Consider the following 22100-nt stretch of genomic DNA (forward strand, 5'->3'; position numbering starts at 1 on the left):
GGAGTTAGGATTTTCATAACTCCTCACTCTTGATTTTTAACTTGCTGAGAAATCCACTGCAAGTAGGCTTGAGAACTGGCAACAATTGGTAAAGCAATAATTTCTGGCTCTTCATAGGAGTGCATTTCCTTAATTTTGGCCTCCATTGCCGGAAATTGCGCCAAATCAGTTTTAATCAGTAATTGCCATTCTTGCTCTTTATGCAGTTTCCCTTGCCAGGTGTAAATTGAGTGGATTGGTAACAAACTCACACAAGCAGCAAGTTTAGCCTCCACAAGGGCATTTGCAATTGCTTCTGCCTCCTGCATATTGCCAGTTGTCACCAATACCACACCATAGCCAGCAGGTGTCTCCATAACCTCTAAAGCGTTGTAGACAAGGAATAGACCTGACCATCAATCAGCAATCGTGTAATGCCTTTAGCTTGCAGATGAGTGCGAGCCTTATGGAGCATTTTACTATCAGGAACTTTAATCACGCGATCGCGCTTGGTAGAAAAACGCTTGGCGACGCGATGGTTATCAAACACCGGCAGAGTTCTTTGCTGGGTTTCCAGGGTGGGAATTTGCCCCAAGTCACCAAAGTCCTTCAGAGGTCGCGTAATTAATTCTGAGGAACGGTCAATTACCAAATAGCAAGTTTTGGGCAAATTCGCTACAGACAGAGGTAAGACTTGAACTGATGCTTCACCGGGTCTGCGTTTTGTAACTAAAGGTCTTTGCTCATCCAGGTCATCATCATCAAAGTCTTCTTCTTCAAAGTCGTCATCTTCTAAATCATCATCTTCTAAATCGTCCAAATCCTCTGATTCATCCAGCAAATCTTCGCCCAGCAGGTGCGCGAGGACGGCCGCTGCTGGATGTTCATCCTTTAGCGCCGGGATAGGGATGCTGACTATTTCCAGTGGCTTTGGCTCTGGAGTTTCTAATTTCTCTGTGACTCGGAGCTTCGGTTTTTCCGATGCCGAGGGGCGTCGCCGCACCCGTCTACTAGCGGCGATTGATTCCGCCGTTTCCTCTGAGTAAAGTTCCTGCTCTACATGAATTACCCGACGCCTCTGTGGCTCAACCTTTGGCACTTCCAAGGGTTGGCTTTCAGTGAGTGGAACTTCTATCTCCGGCTCTGGTTCACTCAGCAGGGGTAACTGCTCGTAACTTACCTGCGCCCTTCCTTCAGGAGTTCTCGCAGCCCGCTTTAAAGAGACCAAGTATTCATACTCATCTTCTGGCAAAGTGCTTTTGAGCAGGCGGCTAATTGTCGAGTTACTCACACCATAGCGGTCTGCCAAAGTTGAGGTTGTTTCGGCAGTCTCTCGATATAACTTCAGAATTTCTTGCTTGTCAGAGTCTGTTAATTTTCTCACGGTAGATACCAAAAATCTTTACTAAGCTCGTTTTCGTCCGCCGGTACGCCGCGTTCGTCTTAGTGATGCGTCATATTCTAAGACAGCGCCCATGCCAAATAACACTCCACTAAACACCCAAAACACTTCTAATATCTCCCCACTTTGATAATTGGGGCCTTGGGCGTATTTAAACCACATATCTGCAATGTAGAGCGAAAAGGCCGCTGCTGCAATCATTCGCCAAGACTGGGAAACTCTTCCCCCCCAAGAGGCTAACAGCAGAGTCGTAGCAATAATTAACAAAACCACATCGCTAACTACGTAAAACCAGTTCAAAATAGCGACTAGCAGTTCTGAGGGTTTTTCCTGTTGCATAGAAATCCACCATGCCAACAAACTACCGAACACTGCAATTCCTAACACAATTAGCCACTGCCATTTTTCCAGGTTGATTCGCCTGGAAGCCACAGCTAAAATCATGCCTGCGCCAAGTAATAGATAAGTCAGTACAAAAAATATATCCCCTAAAGACACATCCGGTTCATCTTTTAAAACTATTTCGGTATAGCCAAAAATTATCCCCCCAACGAAATAGGAAAGCATACCTAAGCTAATTAAGAGCCAAACATTCCGTCCACTGACGATTTGCGGACTTAGCCAATTCCTCAAGCATAAGATACTGGCACTCAAATAAGCTAAAGCTTCAAAAATATTTGTGCCAATCACATACCACTCGGCGCGGCTTTCTATGCCATTTGCTCCGGGAACTTTGGCACTAAATAACAAAAAGTATAACAGTGCCAGTACGCCCCAGCCAATATTAGCTAAGACAATGTTCTGAGTGGTGAAAATTGATTTAGAAAGGAACGAATTCTCGTAAGAGTTATTCATAGGGCTTGACTATGTAGATGCAACTCTGGCAGTATTTTGAGTTAAAAGACTGTGCCGCTAGGAGATTGTCTGCCAAGTAATACACAATCTGACACCAAAAGCAAGTGCCACTGGCAGGAACTTTAATTAAAAATTTCCATGCTACTGCCATAGTTTACCCAGTGGCGATTGATTTAGCCAACTGATAAACAGCGAGCGCTCTCCTTCTGGCATATCTTCTAACTTATAAATCACTTGTTTAGTAAAATTAGCGTTGCCAAAATACGCCTTTCCTAGTCGGTGCAGTTCTTGTAACAGGATAACTACATGATTTTCTTGCCAATCAGGTATTTTGGCTGTTGGCAAAGGATTAGTAGATACCAAATATTTAACTGCTTCTAGGGAAGATGCTTGGGGAAATTGCTTCTGCTTTAACACCTCCGCGATATCTTTTTCAAATAATGCAGCTTGCCTAGCACCTAAAAACTCTTCAATGTCGATAGAAACACCTTGCAACAGCAAAATACTGGCTTGGATTAAAATCCCCGTTTTCCCATGACCACCTGTGTCACTACCCAGCTGCTCTAAACGGATTTTACCCCAGACGCTAAAGCGTTCCGGTTCTTCCAGTAAAACACAGGCTTTACCCCGGTTCGTTAATTCTCTCCATAAGGCTCTAGCTTCTTCTTCTTGACTAGCTTTGAAGACACTAATCAAGCGAAAAGTCTGCCCTTGATAACTGAGAATCGGCACCTGCTGATCCCGTTTTGGGTGCTGAATGCTTGATATTTCAACATCCTGCCGTTTGAGAATAAACATGGCACTAGCAAATAACTCCTCACAGGGGCACTCTTAATATGGAATATATAATGGCATTTGGCAGCATCGCCAAGGCTGAAATTACCTAGCTTACTGTGGAAATGAACCTAGCGCTCGCCAGATCCTTCCCGAAGGTAGCCGCCCAGAGGGCATTGGCGCTAACGGACAAATAACCCCTTGAAAACACAATATTATATCTAAACCAATATCCCATCTGTTTCGTTTTCGGTGTAGATTGACTAACTAGCGACTAGCATCTTAGCCTTGCTAGTGGTAAATCTGCAATTTTCGATTGCTTCTTGGTAGGTGAGGACGATATAATAATCTAGGTGACTCCTTTGGGAGCCATTATTTTATGTTGGGCGCGTAGCTCAGTGGATAGAGCCACGGATTTCTAATCCGTTGGTCGCAGGTTCGAACCCTGCCGCGCCCGTTTTAAGTTAATACGAACTCTAAACAAGCCTTTTGATGGTAATTTACAAAATAGGCTTTGAGAGGTGAGGAGTTAGGAGTGAGGAGTTATGAATTTTTCACTTCCTACTCCTGACTCATAACTTTTGTTTATTCTGCGGCGGTAGAAGTCAAGGACATTGTTTCCCACAACACCATAGGAGGTGTTGTTAATACTGGCTGGTGTAGGGCAATCAGCCGGGCTAATATGTTCTTTAATTGGGTACGGGGTACGATATCATCAACAAAACCGTGCTGGAGCAAATCTTCAGCAGTCTGAAAATTATCGGGTAGTTTTTCCCGTAGGGTTTGCTCAATTACTCGCCGACCGGCAAAACCAATGGTTGCCTTGGGTTCTGCCAAAGTGATATCACCCAGCATCGCAAAACTTGCGGTAACGCCGCCTGTTGTGGGATTGGTCAAAACGGGAATATATAATAGTCGGGCGTCTTTATGACGCTGGAGGGCTGCGGAAATTTTCGCCATCTGCATCAGCGAGAGCATTCCTTCTTGCATCCTCGCACCACCGGAGGCGCAGACGATAATTACAGGATAACGCCGTTGAGTGGCTTGCTCAATCATGCGGGTGAGTTTTTCTCCCACAACGGAACCCATGCTACCACCCATGAAACGGAAATCCATAACCCCAAGGGCAATGGGCAAACCGTTGATTTGACCTAAACCAGTTTTAACCGCGTCTATTAAGCCAATTTTATCTTGTGTTTCTCGTAGGCGATCGCTGTAGAGTTTGCGATCGCGAAATTCCAGGGGATCGGTTGGGCGCAAATGCTCGTCCAGAGGTTTCCAGGTATTGTGATCTATCAATTGACGGATGCGTTCATCGCTGTCTACCCGATTGTGATGACCACATTCAACACAAACCATCTGATTAGCTTTCAAATCTTTTGTATATGCCAACACGCCACATTTAGAACATTTATGCCACAGACCATCAGCAATATCACGTTCTTGGCGTTCGAGGCTGGTAGATCCTGATTTGCGTCGATTTGCAAACCAATCAAATAGAGACTTTAAACCGCGTGATTCTTCGTTGTTAGCCATTTTTTATTTTATTTTAAGTGGGTATGAGGTTGAAAACATGTCAAGCCCTATCGTCGGGTTGTTCTTAGTCTTTTGTCATTTGTCTTTACTAATGACTAATGACTACATCGTTAAATTACGCTTTTAAGCAATTCATACCGGAATTTTCATCTTTGGTTGCCAGCTTAACGAAAATACTTATACCAATACAAGTCTTTTGCTCTTTTTTCAGCAGACTTAATTATATGGATGTACTGACAAAGCCATGAGAATACCAACCTCCAAATAAGATGCTTTCCCCCTCCCACCCAAATCAATTATTCCTATTGCTACGTCATAAGCAATCAGCATCTGTTGCACTAGTTGTACTTGCCAACGGTTAATCGTCGTTAAGAGGGTAATACAAGTCACAAGCTGAATATTATCAAAATATGAAGGGCAGATGGGGTAATGCTGGTTACAGTCACGAATTATAAAAATTTCTGACCAAAGCGGATTGGGCATTGGGCATTCGGCATGGGTTATTCCCCTTGTCCCCCTTGTCCCCCTTGTCCCCTCATCCCCTACTGCAATTCAAGACGCTGGAAAAAATAACCGCAGGTAGCTGGATAAAATGGCTTCGCCGCTAAACAGAGTGATCACAGATCCTAAAGCCAGAAAAGGGCCAAAAGGCATCTTTTGTCCTAAGCTTTGTCGCGATCGCTGTATAATAACAACGCTACCAACTAACGCTCCCAGCGCACAAGCAATAAAACTAGCCAAGAGCAAATATTTCCAGCCTAACCAACCTCCCATCATGGCTGCTAACTTGGCGTCACCTGCACCCATTGCAGCTTTCCCAAAGGCAATTGAACCTAATAAGGCGATCGCATCAAACAGCCATAAACCTAATACTGCACCGACTATCGCCATCATCAGGTGATTTACCAATGCCACGGAACTAGCTTCTGGTAAATAACCAACCACCATTTGAAACAAAATCCCTACCACTAAACCCGACTGAGTAAGTCGATTGGGTAAGGTCATTGTATCTAGGTCGATGAGCGATAGCGCCAATAACCAACTGCAAAAAGCCCAATAGCCTATTGTTAAAGTTGAAACTTGAAATACCAAAAAAACCAGTAAAAAAATTATGCCCGTTACCCCTTCTACCACGGGATAACGGACAGAAATTTTGCTTTTGCAATATCGACACCGCCCTCTTAACGAAATCCAGCCGAACACTGGTACATTGTCGTAAGCTTTTAGCTGGTTTAAGCATTTAGGACAACGAGAGGGCGGCCAAAGAATTGACAACCCAGCAGGTAGGCGATAAACAATAACGTTGATAAAACTGCCAATAGATGCACCCAAAGCAAAGACCATTACACTCGCCGGAACGGCGAACAAAATGTCCATACACTCATTTGTCCTTTGTCATTTGTCCTTTGTCATTTGTCCTTTGTCATTTGTCGTTTATCTTTTGTCCTTTGTCGAGAACTAATACTTCGGCTTACCTCGGCAACGCTCGGCACAAGTCGCTCAGTACAAGTGACTAATGAATAATGACTAATGACTAATGACTAATGACCAATGACTAATAGATATGCGATTCAATTTGACTCAAGGGCACAAAACATTCTTGAGGTAAGAGAACTGGTTGGTTAGTAAAAATAACCTTACCTCGATGATTCATGCGATTAATTGCTACACCAGAAGGTTGCCCAGCTATTTCGGGATGTACTTCACAGTGAGTGTAGTATATCTGCCCAGCAGCTCTGATTACGGCGGGATCAATCAAAGGCGGCTGGTTTTTTGGGGCGGTAAAATTTGCTTGTCCTTGTCGTAATGCGTACACTATCGACTGTTATTTGCTTGCTAGATTTCTCTTTAGTCTACCCGAAACTTATAGGAAAGGTTGCCAAATTGCCCAAGTTGCATTAATTATTAAATTATTTTCCTTCAATCGCTCTAATTAGTGCATCGCCCATAGCACGGCAACCTAAAAGATTTTTACCTGGAGAAATTATATCCCCTGTGCGCTCGCCATGCTCTAAAACTTGCAATACGGCTTGTTCAATATGGTCTGCTGGCTTTGGCTGGTCTAAACCGTAGCGTAACATCATCGCCGCACTCAAAACCTGTGCTAGAGGATTAGCTTTGTCAAGTCCGGCAATATCTGGGGCGGAACCGTGAACTGGTTCAAACACACCAGGACCAGAAGCACCCAAACTAGCTGAGGGTAACATCCCAATACTACCTGTGAGCATGGCAGCAGCATCAGAGAGAATATCACCAAATAAATTGCCTGTAACTATGGTGTCGAACTGCTTGGGAGCGCGTAACAACTGCATAGCAGCATTATCGACATATAAATGAGAGAGTTCAATATCTGGATATTCTTGTGAAAGTTGGGTGATGCGATCGCGCCATAACTGAGATACTTCTAATACGTTCGCCTTATCCACCGAACAAAGTTTTCCGCCGCGTTTCCGTGCTGCTTCAAAGGCCACCCGCCCAATACGTTCAATTTCTGACTCTGTGTAAACCATTGTATTTACACCGCGTTTCTCACCAGTTTCCGTAACAAAAATACCCTTGGGTTTACCGAAGTAAATGCCGCCAGTGAGTTCACGCACCACCATAATATCCACGCCTTCCACAACTTCACGTTTCAAAGTCGAGGCGTCGATTAGCTGGGGCAAAATTTTCGCTGGGCGCAAATTTGCAAATAGTCCCAAACCTGCACGTAGCCCCAGCAAACCTGCTTCTGGGCGTAAATTAGATGGTAGGGAATCCCACTTATAGCCACCAATCGCAGCGAGTAACACAGCATCACTATTACGGCAAGTCTCTAAAGTGACAAATGGTAGGGGTTCGCCTGTAGCGTCAATTGCGGCACCACCCATAAGGGCTTCTTGGAATTCAAATTGAATATCAAATTGCTTCCCTACGACTTTCAGCACATTTACCGCCACTGCCATAATTTCAGGGCCAATGCCATCGCCGGGAAGTAGAGTAATGTGGTAGTTCTGGGTCATAGCTGGTTATTACTGGGTAAATGCTTGCAGATCAAATATCATACCCAGCAAAATGTACCGATGGAGTTTTTAATTTATTTAGATATGTGTTGTCTGAATCGCCCTTTTGATGACCAGACACAAGAACGGATTCGTTTGGAAACTGAGGCGGTGCTTCGCATTTTGGCTATTGTTCAAATGGGTGATTGGCGGCTGTAAGGAAGCGAAACCTTTGATGATGAGCTTCGGAAAACTCCTGAAGGAGCAAGAAAACGGCAGATGCAGATTTGGGCTGCTTTAGCGATGAGCAAAGTCGATATAACCCAACAAATCGAGTCTCGTAGTAGGAAACGAAACTTGCTCAAAAGGGGTTTAAAGATTACGATGCGTTGCATATTGCTTGTGCAGAAGCTGGCAAAGCCGATGTTTTGCTCACAACTGATGACAGAATGTTACGTTTGGCTGCAAGGCACAAAGACTTGCTACAAGTTAGGGTAGAGAACCCGCTTCAGTGGCTCAGAGAGGTTACAAATGATCGATGTGAGTAAGTTGACTCAAACTGAAATTCAGAAATTAGGAATAGATACGCTGAGTTTAGCTATTGGCCCAGCAGGAATGGGGCTATTTATGCATCAATTCGATATAGGCAGGGGTGATTACACGCGAGATAGGGATGAAATATTGGGAAATCCTACTATTGAGGAAATAGTTACCCGAATCGAAGAAAGGCGAATATCGCAGATTGAAAGTTCACATGTTCTGCCCAAAGTTACAAATATGAAAATGCTAGATGTAACTAAACTTTCTCAGGCTAAGATTAGGCGGTTGGGAATAGAAGCGCTAACTAAAACCCTTGGTCATGATGGCATGGTGCGATTTATGCAGCAATTTAAGAGGGGTAGTGGAGATTATACGTGAGATCGGGATCAAATATTAGGAGATATCACCCTTGAGGAAATCTTCGCCAGTATTGAGGAGGGACGACAACAGCCTTAAATAAAGGTTAAATTCTACTCAGCAGTTATTAGTTAGCGCATCTATGCAACTTTGGACACCCAATCAACCCCTTAAAAACGGCAGATTCATCGTTGAAAAAGTGCTTGGTGGTGGTGGCTTTGGTGTCACCTATAGCGCACTAGAACAGCGCACGGGTAAATTATTTGCCATCAAAACCCTCAATCCGATACAGCAAAGTCAAGGTGACTTCCACGAAAAGCAAGAACAATTTGTTAACGAAGCGTTACGGTTACGAGGTTGTCAGCATCCCCATATTGTCAAAGTCCATGAAGTGATACAAGAAGCTGGATTGTGGGGAATGGTGATGGAATACGTTAATGGGGATGATTTAGGAGTTTACGTTGATAAGCACGGACACTTATCAGAGGATGAAGCATTACGCTATATCAATCAAGTTGGACAAGCATTAGAATGTGTTCACCAACAAGGCTTTTTACATCGGGATATCAAGCCGAATAATATTATTTTGCGCGATGCAAAACAAGAAGCAGTTTTGATTGACTTTGGTCTGGCGCGTAAGTTTACCATTGGTAAAACCCTCAGCATGACCAATTCTAAAACAGAAGGCTATGCACCAGTGGAACAGTATGAAAGGCAGGGACGTTTTGGAACTTCTACTGATGTTTATGCTTTAGCTGCAACTTTGTATAGTTTATTGACTGGTAGAATTCCTATACCTGCTAATTATCGAAAAGATGGCGATATTCCCTTAAAAGCGCCAAAGCAGTTTAATTCTGACATTAGCGATCACGTGAATAATGCGATTATCAAAGGAATGGCGTTAGAACCGCAAGATAGATCGCAGACGGTACGAGAATGGTTAGAATTACTTAAGCCCAGGCCAAAATCGCAAATCCAAAATCTAAAATCCTCAAAGATGGACTACACCCGACTGCGTGATTTGCTCGCAGCAGGGGAGTGGAAAACAGCAGATCAGGAAACAAACCGAGTTATGCTGACAGTAGTAGGGAGAGAAAAGGCCGGTTGGCTTAATTCTGAAAGCATTGATAGTTTTCCTTGTGAAGACCTCCGCATTATTGACCAACTTTGGGTAAAGTATAGCAATGGACATTTTGGCTTTTCAGTGCAAAAGCGCATTTATCAAAGTCTGGGGGGAACCAGACATTACGACAGCGAAATTTGGGAAGCGTTTGGCGATCGCGTTGGTTGGAGAAATACGGATCGATGGATTATCATAAAAGATGTAGTTTTTGGTATGGAAGCACCATTAGCCCACCTTCCGTTTGTAAAAGATACTTTTTCTCTCGCGTCAAGACTTGTAAACTGTAACATATAAGGCTTACAGATTTTTCAAAAGATTTGTTAACACCTCCCTTTCTACGAAGCCTTGCGGCTTCTGGCTTTCCGATACCTGGAACTGCGCTTCCTCCTCATCCTCGCCTTGCTTTTGTAGTACGCTACCGACAAACTGCGGGTTATAACAGTTAGCAAAAATAAATTTTTCCGCTACTTTTTCTATTTCTCCATTATTGGCTTCCCACTCATCCCAAGGAAGTCGCATTTGTCCTGGAGAGGATCGGAAATAACTTGACACTAAAGCAAGGTTTCATTTGCAAATATTTTCTAAATAGCAAAATACTAATTAAAAAGTAGATATGGCAGATGGTAGAGGTTCGCCTGTAGCGTCAATTGCTGCACCACCGATGAGGGCTTATTGCAATTCAAACTGAATATCAAATTGCTTCCCTACGACTTTTAGCACATCTACAGTTAAAGTTAAATTACATATCAATGTATTGGAAATGGGGCTTTAGACTATTAATTGTATTCTTGGGGCTGTGGCTAGTGTTGGATCTGGGTTCCCGCCTGGGAGCAGAGATTTTTTGGTTTCAGGAAGTCGGCTATCTCCAAGTATTTCTGTTGAGGGTGGTAACTGGTGGTGTTTTGTGGTTAGTGGTGGCTGGGATCACTGCTGTCTATCTACTGCTAAATCTGGCTCTCGCACAACGGCTAAAATATCCCCAGTTTTTGAAGATTGAGGAAGTCAGGCGTGAGGAAGCAGAACTGGGGAGTGAATTAACAAATTTTCTCAGTCCTCGTTATCCAAGACGCAACGAAACCCGGATACTTGCACCGCAACGCTTTCAACCATTAAGATTGCGCTGGTTATTACCCCTAACTCTCTTACTGAGCTTATTGATCGGGTTGATGCTGGCTCACTATGGTCAAATTACTCTTTTCTACTGGCATTCTCCAGTTAATAACGCTAGTCTACCGATTCCGTCCCGATTTCGACCAGAGACAATCTGGCAACTCTTAAGGCAAATTGTCTCTCAAGTCTGGGATCTCGGTTTAATTGTAGTCGGCGCAATCGCAATTTTAATCTATCCCCAATTTTTATTAACAGCGATCGCACTTTTGTTCTGTCCCATTTTTGCGTTCATCCTATTCCAACACTGGCCAAAGGTGCTGCAATATTTCCACCCCACCCTTTTCAACAGCACTGAGCCTTTATTTGGTCGAGATATCAGCTTTTACATATTTTCCTTACCCTTTTGGGAACTGCTAGAACTCTGGCTGATGGGATTATCTTTGTATGGCTTCGTCGCCGTTACTCTCACTTATCTCCTGTCAGGCGACAGTTTGAGTCAGGGAATTTTCCCCGGTTTTTCGCCCCAGCAGCAGCGTCATTTATCCGGGATGGGTAGCTTGTTGATGCTGGTAGTGGCGCTGAGTTATTGGCTGAGTCGCTATGAACTGGTGTATTCTACCCGTGGAGTTAGTTATGGTGCCTACTATACGGATGTGACAGCCCAGTTGCCAGCTGACACCGTTTTGTGCATCCTAGCAGTAGCGATCGCCTTTTACCTACTTTGGCGAACATTTTTCTGGAAACCCAAATCTCAGTATCGTCCTTTGGTGTTTTGCGGGTTAGGGGTTTATCTAATAGTGGTTGCAGTGGCTGAGGTTGTTCTACCTAGTGTGGTGCAATATTTAATTGTTCAACCGAATGAGTTGCAACGAGAGCAACCCTACATTCAGCGTACTATCGCCTTGACTCGCCAAGCATTTGATTTAGATGCGATCGATTCCAGAATTTTCAACCCGCAAGGAAGATTGACTGAAGCTGATATTCAAAAGAATGACTTGACAATTCGGAATATTCGCCTGTGGGATCAGCGACCATTGTTAGAAACTAACCGTCAGTTGCAACAAATTCGGCCTTACTATCGGTTCCCTGATGCCGATATTGATCGCTATACTCTCAAAACAGATGTAACTTCACGCCGACCATCAGCCACCCAAAAGCCGCCAGAACCAACAGAACGGCGGCAGGTACTGATTGCCGCCCGAGAATTAGACTACAGTGCCGTACCACAGGAAGCTCAAACATGGGTTAACCGCCGCCTTATTTATACCCACGGTTTTGGGTTTACTGTTAGCCCAGTTAATACAGTTGGCCCGGGTGGGCTACCAGAATATTTTGTGAAAGATATTAGCGGTAATAGTAGCGCCCTCACAACTTCCAATGAAGCGATTCGTGAAAGCATTCCCATTGGACAACCGCGAATTTATTACGGTGAAATCACTAATACTTATGTGATGACTGGCACAAAAGTTAGAGAGCTAGACTACCCTAGTGGTAGTGACAATGTTTACAACTCTTACGATGGTTTGGGTGGCGTTGAAATTGGTTCAGGATGGCGACGCTGGCTATTTGCAATGTATTTGAAAGATTGGCAGATGTTACTGACACGGGACTTTTTGCCAGATACAAAGGTGCTACTTCGGCGAAATGTCAAGCAAAGAATTGAAGCGATCGCACCCTTCCTGAAATTTGACAGCGATCCCTATTTAGTAGCTACTGCGAATCAAGATTTCCCAAGTAATCCCAGTTATCTTTACTGGATTGTTGATGCCTACACGACGAGCGATCGCTATCCTTACTCAGACTCTGGTAAGGATGGGATCAACTACATTCGCAACTCGATCAAGGTAGTGATTGATGCCTATAACGGCACTGTTAAGTTTTACATTGCCGATCAGAGCGATCCGATCATTGCCACTTGGTCAGCGATATTTCCCCAAATGTTTAAACTGCTCAGTACAATGCCAGTAAATCTCCGTAGTCATACCCGGTATCCGGTGGACTTTTTCAAAATTCAATCTGAGCGGTTGATGACCTATCACATGACTGACTCCCAGGTATTTTACAATCGGGAAGACCAGTGGGAAATCCCCAACGAAATCTATGGTAGTGAAACACGTCCGGTAGATCCGTACTATTTGATTACTAGTTTACCCACCGTACCCTTTGTTGGCGCAGCCTCTCGTAGAGAAGAATTTATCCTGCTTCTGCCCTATACTCCCAAACAACGGACTAATTTAATCGCTTGGTTAGCGGCGCGATCAGATGGCAAGAACTACGGTAGGCTAGTTCTATATGTCTTTCCTAAGGAACGCCTAGTTTTCGGTCCAGAGCAAATCGAGGCGCGGATTAACCAAGATCCAGTAATTTCCCAGCAAATTTCTCTGTGGAATCACCAGGGTTCGAGAGCTATTCAAGGGAATCTACTAGTAATTCCCATTGACCAATCGCTGCTCTATGTCGAGCCAATCTATCTAGAAGCCACACAGAATAGTTTACCAACTTTGGTGCGCGTAGTGGTGGCTTACGAAAACCGGATTGTGATGGCACAAACCTTAGAACAAGCATTGCAAGGAATTTTTAAACCAGAAGTTACACCAGCCCCTGCGATTATCCGTCCCTTTGAAGAAGCAGCCCCGCCAAGTTAAGCGATTTTAAAACTAAATAATTAAAAATTTATCGTAACAGCCATAGTTTAATGATTCAAGATATGTAATGGACACTAAAACTTAATGGACATGGTACAAGATAACCAACTAGAGATTCGCCACGTTAGTCCGAAAGTGAGGGAGTTGATTAAAGTATACGCAGATGTTAATAACTGTACGCAAGTTGAGATGTTGGAACGCATTGTTTTGGAGTGGAACGCCCAACAAAGCGAGAGCGAACGACCGCCAGGAGACGAAGATGAATAACTTTGTGCTACAATCCTTAGTGCGATTCTAGCGAGACGCTTTGATCAGAATGCTGCTTGAAGACCCTGAAAGATGTGTCCGACGTCAGACCGAGATATATGAGCTTCAGACACTTTTTTGTACAAACGTGGTCAGGATGGGAACCTGAAAAATCAGGATATTAAAACAGTGATATTTTGTGAATCTCCGTCTCTTTATATCTGAGAGTGTGGATAATTCGGCTCTCTAGTTCAAGAAGGATTTTCTAGAGATCGGGTCTTGTTTGAGGGATTGAATGAAATCACTCAAACTCATCATGCTGCCCGTTAAGGTGAATTTGGGAGTGCCATTTTGAGCAACGATTCTCACTTCACCCTCTTGGATCTGAATCTTATTTTTAATCCTATCCCATAGAGTATCGAAGCTCTGATCATCCTTGCAACCATTGGCTTCAAGGAATCTTTGGCGCACTTCTGTTTTCAGTGCTAGTGCTTCTGCTGCTTGAGTACGCGCTTCAAAGTGCTTAATGACATCTTGATAAGCACTCTCCCTGAGAGTTTTGTTTTCAGCCTGAACTTGCTCTAACTGAGTTTTTATGGCTTGCAGTTGGGACGCTAAAGCAGCTGATTTGTGATATTCAACTTTTAAGGCTTGCTTTGCATTCGCTAACAAGGTTTTATAATCTAGCTGATCTTGATTTTTTTCAGATTCCACTTTCATCTCTTGATCAACAGATTTTCGGTGATCCACTCTCGTCAGTTATATAACAAAAACTGGCGAGAGTTTAGTAAGCATTCTCGGTGTTATCTGAGTATTACTTATTTCACCAACAATGGTGATTCCGAGTGAGGATTCTCCTTGATACTACTCACACAAAAACTAATGTGGGAACGGATAGCTCGCTCATAAACTTCAGTTTGGTGAGTACGTACCCCTACAGGCTGATAGATTAAGTTAACTTCTGGGAATTCTGACCAATACATTAAAAAGATGTCTTTCGCTGGAGTAATAATTTCATAATTATTCTCTTGTCTTTTCTTTCTGAGTTTACAATTGTTTAGTTGTAATTTTTCTCTGAATAGTTTTTCAAATTCTGAAATTAAATCTGAAGTATTTTTCATGGTTTATACACGTTAAAACGTGTTAAGGATGCAAAGACTATCTGGTGATATTAGAAAGTATGACACTTCAGATACCTCTTACAATATAGTGTATCAGTTATCCGGTATTTTAGAAGGGGATTCAGACGCAGGGTCACTCGTTGGCGCAGCCCAAAGTAGACAGGACTTAGGCAAACAATAGCCTCAACCCTGATTGTTGAGTAGGGGCAATACCCTGCGGTCAGCTAAAGCTACATGAATTGCCCCTACCTGATGTAGTTTTGCGTAAGTCCTATAGAGAATCAGGCTGTGCGATCGCCGCAACCTGTTGATCACGATTTTAGTTGGCACAAATCGGCTATTTATTAACTTATACTTACTAAAAGTTTGGTTGCTTGTGATCTTACTGTCAGTGTAGCTAGTACAGACGCAAGTTTGCCTACCTTTAACCAGTTGCTGTGATCAAGTTGTCTATCCCGTGTCTGTTTAATTGAGATGGTACCTGGATTGACGCGCCTGCTGTACTAGTTAGCAGAGACACCCTGTATAGTTACACCACTAAATCATCTTCTCTTTAGAGCCTTGTGGGGCAATCAGTAGCTAGATGCTACAGCCTGGACCTTCAAGACCCTCGGTAAAGCTGATTAATTCCAAGTACTCTGGATTTTCTAGCAACTGTTTAGCAGCTAGCAATCCGGCGATGCTCCAAGTTTGATAAATTCTCGCTTCTTTACCAATCAAACGACCATTGTTGCCATCGTAGTATTCTGGAAATTTATCCTTAAATAAACGCCTTTCGGCAATGGCGATCGCTGCTTGGGCAAGTTCTGTTCGATCTGTTTTCAGTGCCGCAGCAGTAAATAACCATAGTAAAACTGGCCAGTTACCGCCGTTGTGATAAGACCAAGCGCTGTTCTTAGAGTCACATCCTGTAACAATTCTCCACTCTAAACCTTCCAAAGCTGGAAAACAGATTTTAACAGGCATATAGCCGATCAAGTCTTGCCAGCGTTGGGCAAATAAATTCATAATGCTTTGAGACTCTGTGTCACTTGCTAAAGAAGCTAAGATTGCCATCAGATTTCCCAGAGCAAAAAAGCGAAAATCTATCCGTCCCGGCCCCAAATTTCCCGCTAAATATCCTCCGGTTTCGGGTAACCAATCGGTTAACCAACTGGGGATTGATTCTGAGTGGATGTTGAATTTATTAACAATTTCTTTACCAAATTCGTTACCCTTGTAACGATAGATTTCTCCCAATCGCTTCAGATCCAGCCAATAATAGTTGCGGATATGATATTTCAAAGATCCCAATCGCCTATTGAGTTTGCTAAGATAGCTCTCGCCATCCCCATCTGGTAAAAGCAATTCACTAGCAGCTCTGAGGGACGCATAGAATAAGACCTGAATTTCTAGAGGATGTTCGTAGACTCCCATACGACGGTCAATCATAAACGCGCCATCGGGAACTAGCATTGTTGGGTACATGGAAAAGCGATGTACTAGGCAAAGATCCAAAATTAGCTTGATTCCTTGTTGAAAATCTGGCTGACGTGCTAGAGCCAAATCGCCTGTAGCTTTTTCATAAGCCCGTAGCAGAAGAATCCACCACATACAGGAATCAATTGGGGGAACGCGAGCGATCGCCTGCTCACCAAAATCAGCGACCAAAAATTCTTCATTCCCATTAAAATGTACTTTGAAACTTGCAGGCATTAACCCTGCTCCCGGTTCAAAGCAGTCTATCTGCTTTTCATGACTTTGTAATTTCAGTGTTTCTACTAAAAAGTTATGGACAATCTCTGGTTTGCCGGCCATGAGAAACACCAAGGCAGAAGGGACAAAATCGCGGAGGAAGCACTGGTCATAATTGAGTGCATCTAATTCCGGATCGTGGGCGGCTACAGTCCCAATGGGTTTTCCCTGGTAATAAATTATGGAATTTTCCAACAATTTCCAGGCTTCTGCTAAGAGCAGACTGTTATTATCGATCGCGCTAGTCATGGACGTCTAATTCCACTAATGGTATGTATCGACTCTCTTGTGGAAAATACGCAACCCTTACTTCAAGCTGACCAGTTTTCCCGGAAGTCAGCATCCAAAGTCAATCTACCATCTACAAACAACGTTTATCCGGTGATGTCGGCAGCTTCATCCGAACTAAAAAAGTACTGCGGCTGCCATTTCCTCAGAGAAACCAGCACGCCCGATTGAGATGTAACTTTCCGCTCCGGCGTAGCCCATCGTAGACATCGCCTTTTTTTACTATTTTCAATCTATCCAGACTTGATTCATTGCTGTGTCTGCCGCAGCTTTAGGGTCTTTGCGGTAATCGATGGCGATATTGCACCCTTATTGAGCAAGTCTGATCGCGATCGCCTGACCGATACCTGATGTTGCACCTGTAATTAAGACCTTCTTTCATTGTAACCCTATCATATTTCTTTGCGAAGTTTCCTTTACTTGAATTTACACTCAGTTAAACAATTTTGGATTTTAGATTATTCCTTTAATCTAAAATTGGTATTGTCAACCCCAAGGGAGGGAATTCAAAATTTTAAAATAGTCTTTTATGATTTGGAATTTCTTAAACCAATTCTCAAAAATCAGGCTACAGATCCAAGAGATGGAAACTTAGCTTGAATCTGATGCCTCTTAATTACAAATTACGTTAGCGAGTCTTGTCTGCGACACCTACTCGCGTTCGACCATGATTACGAATTACTAGTACAGCTTGGCGTAAATAAACCATCCATTTCAAATCAATGAAACGCATACGGTGTATACCTGTTTGAATCTTAAATTTTGAATTCCGCCTTACAGTACTAGTTGGTAAGCTGTTCCCCATTTAACTTGCATAATTAAGGCGGGCAAGACTTCGGCGTGAGCGCTCAGTCGAACGCTGCCCACCTCACAAGAGTTTGATTTAATTCGATTGTGTAGTTTAGATGTTATTTAGCTTATTATTAGTCCTAGCGCAAATTCGCTGGCATCTCTTCAGGAACTACTCAACAACTTGATTTTTATGTTCCAAGGCAAAGCGGTTGTCTGCCACAGGAATTTTACAGTGAACTACGTAATAGTCATCATCTAACAAAAATAAAACTTCCTCCCCAACTACCGTAGTTTCGGCTGTTCACTCCATTACGAGTCGTCCCATATAAGACCCTGCTCCCGGACGAATTCTAATTGTGACTTGTCCGCCATTTCTAGTTGTGATTAGTCCGGCATATACAGCCGCATTGCAAATTGAGGAATCGTCCGTATAAACGTCAGTGCCCCATACCTTGAAAATAGAAGCATTTGGCGGACAAATGAATGTGAAATCTTGGTTTAGCTGTCCACGTAGATTTGAGGCTGTGCTATTCCATTGCAGTGATCCTGGTGATCGTTTTGAACCAAGCAAAATAAAACTTCCTCCCCAACTACCGTAGTTTCGGCTGTTCACTCCATTAGGAGTCGTCCCCTAGTAAAACCCTGCTCCCGGACTAATTCTAATTGTGACTTGTCCCCCATTTCTAGTTGTGATTAGTCCGGCATATACAGCCGCATTGCAAATTGAGGAATCGTTAGTAATAAAAATATATTTTTATCCTTAATCCTTAATTATTTAATATCTGCTACTGGGAAAAATTAGAATATCTATTGCTTCGCCTACTACCAATCCCAAGACCGCTATGACTGTTAAAACCCAAAAGGAATCTAGCTTGTTGAAGCCAGAAAAGCGCATTTCCAAATCACCTAAAAGCGTAGTTGCTAAGGGTATGAGAAAAAGGCTGAACAATAATGACCAAGTTGCTACTAAAGCAATTGATATACTTAAAAATAATATGACAATTAAGGTTTGAGAGCCAAATTCAACTAAACGCTCCAACCAAGAAATACTCTTTCGCACTACAGCTATAACCATAGCAGCAACAAAAGCTCCGACTAACCAAATAATATGATTAGTCGCAAGATACCATCCCAGAAGAGTGTAAGCCAATAAGAGTAATATTAAAGGCATCAAAGGAATCCTGTTAAAAAATTCCACATTCATATTGCCAAGGCTTGTAAAAATACCAAGTTAATCTCTTAATTTGAATCAAGAATTGTTACTAATCAGGCTTCTAAATATACCAGCTTTGCTCAGGATATTCCTCTATCTACAGAGCAATTTTAAGGACATACTCTTTAGTCGTAACAATATATAGCCCTACTTAATCATTTGTGAACAACACTTAGACAAGTCGGCAATCTCAGCCCTTAGACGCTTATAAAGTCTGTGGCAACAACGACTTGCTAAATCAGAAATTTTATGCTTAGTACACGTCATCGTAAAAGGGGTTCGGAAATATTCAGACTTGATGTTGGGTTTCACTTCCCTACAGGACGCTAACCTTCTACCCAATTTACGAATGATTAAATTCCATAGCCTTTTGGGGTGTTCTGTACTTAGTAATCTAATTTAACTTTGTTTGATGCGATCGCTTGTAGCTTAAAATTCAGACAATCAGGCTTATCCAGCTATAGGAAGATATTTTTCTCCGTAGTCACATTAGTGTTCTAAGTTATATACATGACATTTTTACACTGAATTAATCATAATAGTGAGTAGGTTGTAAAATACTATCAATGTGTGAATAAATTGACTTTGACTCTCGTCTATTTGCCATAAAATTTAATGACGAGGTGGTTATAATTCACCGTGTACAAGTTTGACAACTGTCCACAATACTGTTGCATACCTCAAGCTCATGGTAATATTATTTTATTCTCAGGAGATATTATTTTATACATCAAGTTTTAATCATGCTGAAACAGCTAGTTAGGTGTGCTACCTCCAAAAAACAAAAAATTATTCAACCCACCCCGGAAATCAACAAAAGCCCGAATGTGCAAAGCACAGAGCTTTTGAAACTCTGCTTATACAAAGGTACTAAAGAGCTAAGAAAGCCATTTTTTAGGAATCATGGCAGCCAGCTAGGAAGGTATAAAACCCTCTGATAATGGCAAAAAATTAGACAATAGTAAATAGAAAAGTTTTGACCCGGTGTCAATTGTTTTTTGTATATCTAAAAATATCAAAAAGCCGACTTTGTGTTGTCAAGAATACATTCATATTGTCTGTTGTCTTGAGATGTTGTTTCTCTTGATGGTTAGTTACCTATATAAAAGTCCTATTTGATTGGTGGAAACTTAGCTTACCATCGACCAAATGAGGCAACCTCTTAAATTTAAGAACTTATTTCAGACTCTAGATCAATCCTGATTTAGTAACGACTTAATTATTAACAACGTAAGCAAGAGTAACAGGAAAAACATGAATATCATTGTTCATTTGTTTGGAGCGATCGTTCTCCAAGTATCTGCATTGGCTGCGATGTCTAGCATGGCAATGTCTGATGATCTGCCTTTACGTGTCTATACTCAGGAAACTGCTGCTGCTTCTCAACAGAAAATAACGCAGAGGATTTGCTCTTTAGATCCCATTGATAATTTATTACCTCCACTACAAATTAAGGCAAGTAATTCTTTGCTTTCTTACCTTGCTGAACAAGGTTTTACACAGAATAAAGAGGGTTCTTGGGTCTGTTATGCAAACGATCCCAAAAAAGAAGGGCGTTACTTTACTCTCTTTAAAGTTAAACAAGTTGATGGCAGACTCATCGCAAGTTCTTTCTTAGATGAAGGCAGTCTGATTCAGGGGCAAGAAAATCGTAGCTTAGACTTCTTTATGATGCTGATTCAGCATCATCTGAATACTAGTCAAGAGAACCGTCAAGGTATACGTAGGTATTTAGAAGCTTTCGTTTCCTTAGTAAAGCAAGGCAAGATAAAACCTACGCGTCGTGGGTTTCTTTTCGACCAACCAAACCGGGCATTGGTCTTATATCACACACTCTCATCAGGAAATCTCAAAGGTACAGGAATCACGATCAACATTTCTTTACCTAAGAGTTGAATTGGGGAGTAGGGAAGCAGAGGGAAATAACCAGTACCCAATGCCCAATTAAATTGCTGTCGTTTAGTGGAGGTGCATTTTGCCTAAATCAATTGTTCAAAAAATTGCGATGCCGAAAGTAGTTCGCTTCGCCACCATTGCATTTTCATCTGTTGCAATAGTACTCACTACATGTCAATCTGTTTTTGCACAGCTCAATATTGGACGCTATGGTATCCAACAAGGACTGGAGTCTGAGTATCTCCAGTACCAAATCAATAACCAGAATTTGAGCCAGATGCGAGTAATTCCTGGATGTGATGTGGGATTTGGTTTGAGCTGCAATAAAACTGGATCGGTAGTTCAGCAATTAGTTGATTTAAACGGCGGGACTAACTATCAAAACCTCCTGATACAAGCAGCTGGCGGGGAGAAAAACTTCCAGAATTTCGCTAGCTTTTACGGTAACAATCCCAATCTCTCTGCGGTGCCTTTCGCCTCATTTTGGAGAAACCAATCCCCGGCAATTATGGATGGTTCTCAATACCTTCTTGGGGAAAGTTTTAGTCGCAACCCAGTAGAAGGACTCGGACTTGTAACCAAGCAGTTCTACTGGTCGCCGTACTCAGGAGTCGATAATTCGGTCAGCCTCCGTAATGGATTAATAGACTTGAAATTGTCATACGGACGACTGCTGTTTGAGGAAGCCTCAAAAATTTCCAACATCAAAGAGCAGATTCAATCTCTTGAACTGTCGCCAGAGATGAGGAATTTTTATTTAAATAAAATCTCTACAGGCTTAGATGCATTGAGTTCTGGAGATCAGAAGCAACTCCAACAGAAGATTTTTGAAGTATTATCCTTTCCATACTCCGAAGATGGTGGGGAACTCGGACGCCCCAATAACGCGATTCCAGCAGAATTCAATCAGATATTGGGAGAAGATATCGCCGGAGATATTTTGCTGAGTGACAATCCACTAGCCTTGGATGAAGAAGAAATGGACCTCAATACTTTCCCTGACTCGGTGGGAGATGTTTTGGTACAACACAGTTCTGATTCTTTTCCACTCTGGCCAATAATCGGAATTGGGGGTCTTGCTTTAATTCTGCTTCTACTACTGAATGGCAATAGTTCTTCAGCTCAAGCATCTGTTTCTTCAGGAAATATACCTATACTTACACCTATAGATACACCTTTGTCTCTCACCAGCAAAGGCGAATGCGATCTGACTCCCAGTGGTAATGGTTCTGATCACACACAGATCATTGAGATTCCATGTAATGTTACTCCTAAAACCCCTACGGAAGTTAAGAGGGTAGTGGAGCCATCAATGATCAAAGCGCTGGTATTGCTAATTGTTCTACTATGCATAGTCCGTTACAAACATCGGTCTTTAAAAATCCGTAATTCGTAATTATTACAGCAGTTTTCGTACATATCAAAACCTCACCCCTAACCCCTCTTCGTGAGTTCGCAGAGGGGAGATACAAGCGCAGCTTTATCGGGGTGAGGTTAAGCTGTACCTCATT

At 42.5% G+C, this 22100-nt stretch carries 24 protein-coding genes and 1 tRNA gene; 8 read left to right on the forward strand and 17 right to left on the reverse strand.

Annotation, left to right across the window (positions count from 1 at the left end; all coding sequences use genetic code 11):
* Positions 1-23: 23 nt before the first annotated feature.
* From cutA to ACYTXL_RS00280, 4 genes are all read right to left on the reverse strand, one after another.
* Complete coding sequence (gene cutA / locus ACYTXL_RS00265) at positions 24-356, reverse strand: divalent-cation tolerance protein CutA (protein ID WP_461922981.1); 333 nt, start codon at positions 354-356, stop codon at positions 24-26.
* 5 nt (positions 357-361) lie between these two features.
* Positions 362-1363 carry a transposase gene (locus ACYTXL_RS00270; protein WP_461922982.1) on the reverse strand — a complete coding sequence of 334 codons (1002 nt, stop codon included), beginning with the start codon at positions 1361-1363 and terminating at the stop codon, positions 362-364.
* Positions 1364-1384: 21 nt separating this feature from the next.
* Positions 1385-2236, reverse strand: a complete 852-nt coding sequence (locus ACYTXL_RS00275; protein WP_461922983.1) for a hypothetical protein — start codon at positions 2234-2236, stop codon at positions 1385-1387.
* Positions 2237-2377: 141 nt separating this feature from the next.
* Positions 2378-3034 (reverse strand): Npun_F0813 family protein, encoded by a 657-nt coding sequence (locus ACYTXL_RS00280; protein ID WP_461922984.1) that lies wholly within the window; start codon positions 3032-3034, stop codon positions 2378-2380.
* Between the two features lie 360 nt (positions 3035-3394).
* Between ACYTXL_RS00280 and ACYTXL_RS00285 the strand changes: the two genes are divergently transcribed.
* A tRNA-Arg gene (locus tag ACYTXL_RS00285) sits at positions 3395-3467 on the forward strand.
* 128 nt (positions 3468-3595) lie between these two features.
* On the opposite strand, the gene accD is transcribed toward ACYTXL_RS00285, so the two are convergent.
* The 5 genes from accD to leuB form a co-directional block, all read right to left on the reverse strand.
* Positions 3596-4546 carry an acetyl-CoA carboxylase, carboxyltransferase subunit beta gene (accD, locus tag ACYTXL_RS00290; protein ID WP_461922985.1) on the reverse strand — a complete coding sequence of 317 codons (951 nt, stop codon included), beginning with the start codon at positions 4544-4546 and terminating at the stop codon, positions 3596-3598.
* A 216-nt stretch (positions 4547-4762) separates the two neighbouring features.
* Entirely contained in the window at positions 4763-5029 is a 267-nt protein-coding gene (locus tag ACYTXL_RS00295; protein ID WP_461922986.1) for a hypothetical protein, read from the reverse strand.
* 69 nt (positions 5030-5098) lie between these two features.
* Complete coding sequence (locus tag ACYTXL_RS00300) at positions 5099-5923, reverse strand: prepilin peptidase (protein WP_461922987.1); 825 nt, start codon at positions 5921-5923, stop codon at positions 5099-5101.
* A 178-nt stretch (positions 5924-6101) separates the two neighbouring features.
* Positions 6102-6362 (reverse strand): hypothetical protein, encoded by a 261-nt coding sequence (locus tag ACYTXL_RS00305; RefSeq protein ID WP_292790102.1) that lies wholly within the window; start codon positions 6360-6362, stop codon positions 6102-6104.
* A 94-nt stretch (positions 6363-6456) separates the two neighbouring features.
* Positions 6457-7545, reverse strand: coding sequence for a 3-isopropylmalate dehydrogenase (leuB, locus tag ACYTXL_RS00310; protein WP_461922988.1), 1089 nt, complete (start codon positions 7543-7545; stop codon positions 6457-6459).
* 24 nt (positions 7546-7569) lie between these two features.
* Between leuB and ACYTXL_RS00315 the strand changes: the two genes are divergently transcribed.
* The 3 genes from ACYTXL_RS00315 (at position 7570) to ACYTXL_RS00325 (ending at position 9838) form a co-directional block, all read left to right on the forward strand.
* Positions 7570-7743, forward strand: a complete 174-nt coding sequence (locus ACYTXL_RS00315) for a hypothetical protein (protein ID WP_461922989.1) — start codon at positions 7570-7572, stop codon at positions 7741-7743.
* A 312-nt stretch (positions 7744-8055) separates the two neighbouring features.
* Complete coding sequence (locus ACYTXL_RS00320; protein ID WP_461922990.1) at positions 8056-8442, forward strand: hypothetical protein; 387 nt, start codon at positions 8056-8058, stop codon at positions 8440-8442.
* A 121-nt stretch (positions 8443-8563) separates the two neighbouring features.
* Positions 8564-9838 (forward strand): protein kinase domain-containing protein, encoded by a 1275-nt coding sequence (locus ACYTXL_RS00325; protein WP_461922991.1) that lies wholly within the window; start codon positions 8564-8566, stop codon positions 9836-9838.
* A gap of 3 nt (positions 9839-9841) precedes the next feature.
* Here ACYTXL_RS00325 and ACYTXL_RS00330 read toward each other — a convergent pair whose 3' ends face one another.
* Entirely contained in the window at positions 9842-10063 is a 222-nt protein-coding gene (locus ACYTXL_RS00330; RefSeq protein ID WP_461922992.1) for a hypothetical protein, read from the reverse strand.
* Between the two features lie 230 nt (positions 10064-10293).
* On the opposite strand from ACYTXL_RS00330, the gene ACYTXL_RS00335 reads away from it, so the two are divergent.
* Positions 10294-13299, forward strand: coding sequence for a UPF0182 family protein (locus ACYTXL_RS00335; RefSeq protein ID WP_461922993.1), 3006 nt, complete (start codon positions 10294-10296; stop codon positions 13297-13299).
* An 84-nt stretch (positions 13300-13383) separates the two neighbouring features.
* Positions 13384-13566 (forward strand): hypothetical protein, encoded by a 183-nt coding sequence (locus ACYTXL_RS00340; protein WP_292790110.1) that lies wholly within the window; start codon positions 13384-13386, stop codon positions 13564-13566.
* A 225-nt stretch (positions 13567-13791) separates the two neighbouring features.
* Here the strand turns inward: ACYTXL_RS00340 and ACYTXL_RS00345 are convergent, their stop codons facing one another.
* The 7 genes from ACYTXL_RS00345 to ACYTXL_RS00375 form a co-directional block, all read right to left on the reverse strand.
* Positions 13792-14259: a hypothetical protein gene (locus ACYTXL_RS00345; RefSeq protein WP_461922994.1), complete on the reverse strand. Its 468-nt coding sequence runs from the start codon at positions 14257-14259 to the stop codon at positions 13792-13794.
* A 104-nt stretch (positions 14260-14363) separates the two neighbouring features.
* Positions 14364-14666, reverse strand: coding sequence for a hypothetical protein (locus tag ACYTXL_RS00350; RefSeq protein ID WP_461922995.1), 303 nt, complete (start codon positions 14664-14666; stop codon positions 14364-14366).
* Positions 14667-14849: 183 nt separating this feature from the next.
* The gene (locus ACYTXL_RS00355; protein WP_461922996.1) at positions 14850-14996 is read right to left on the reverse strand and encodes a hypothetical protein; all 147 of its coding nucleotides are present in this window, start codon (positions 14994-14996) and stop codon (positions 14850-14852) included.
* Between the two features lie 249 nt (positions 14997-15245).
* Entirely contained in the window at positions 15246-16649 is a 1404-nt protein-coding gene (locus ACYTXL_RS00360) for a glycoside hydrolase 100 family protein (protein WP_461922997.1), read from the reverse strand.
* Positions 16650-17781: 1132 nt separating this feature from the next.
* Positions 17782-18093, reverse strand: coding sequence for an LCCL domain-containing protein (locus ACYTXL_RS00365; RefSeq protein WP_461922998.1), 312 nt, complete (start codon positions 18091-18093; stop codon positions 17782-17784).
* 18 nt (positions 18094-18111) lie between these two features.
* Positions 18112-18228 carry an LCCL domain-containing protein gene (locus ACYTXL_RS00370; protein WP_461923015.1) on the reverse strand — a complete coding sequence of 39 codons (117 nt, stop codon included), beginning with the start codon at positions 18226-18228 and terminating at the stop codon, positions 18112-18114.
* A 27-nt stretch (positions 18229-18255) separates the two neighbouring features.
* Complete coding sequence (locus tag ACYTXL_RS00375; RefSeq protein WP_461922999.1) at positions 18256-18684, reverse strand: hypothetical protein; 429 nt, start codon at positions 18682-18684, stop codon at positions 18256-18258.
* A gap of 1263 nt (positions 18685-19947) precedes the next feature.
* On the opposite strand from ACYTXL_RS00375, the gene ACYTXL_RS00380 reads away from it, so the two are divergent.
* Together ACYTXL_RS00380 and ACYTXL_RS00385 are read left to right on the forward strand one after the other, a co-directional pair.
* Entirely contained in the window at positions 19948-20589 is a 642-nt protein-coding gene (locus ACYTXL_RS00380) for a hypothetical protein (protein ID WP_461923000.1), read from the forward strand.
* Positions 20590-20668: 79 nt separating this feature from the next.
* Positions 20669-21985, forward strand: a complete 1317-nt coding sequence (locus tag ACYTXL_RS00385) for a hypothetical protein (RefSeq protein WP_461923001.1) — start codon at positions 20669-20671, stop codon at positions 21983-21985.
* The last annotated feature ends 115 nt before the right edge of the window (positions 21986-22100 follow it).

Source organism: Nostoc sp., assembly GCF_054880495.1.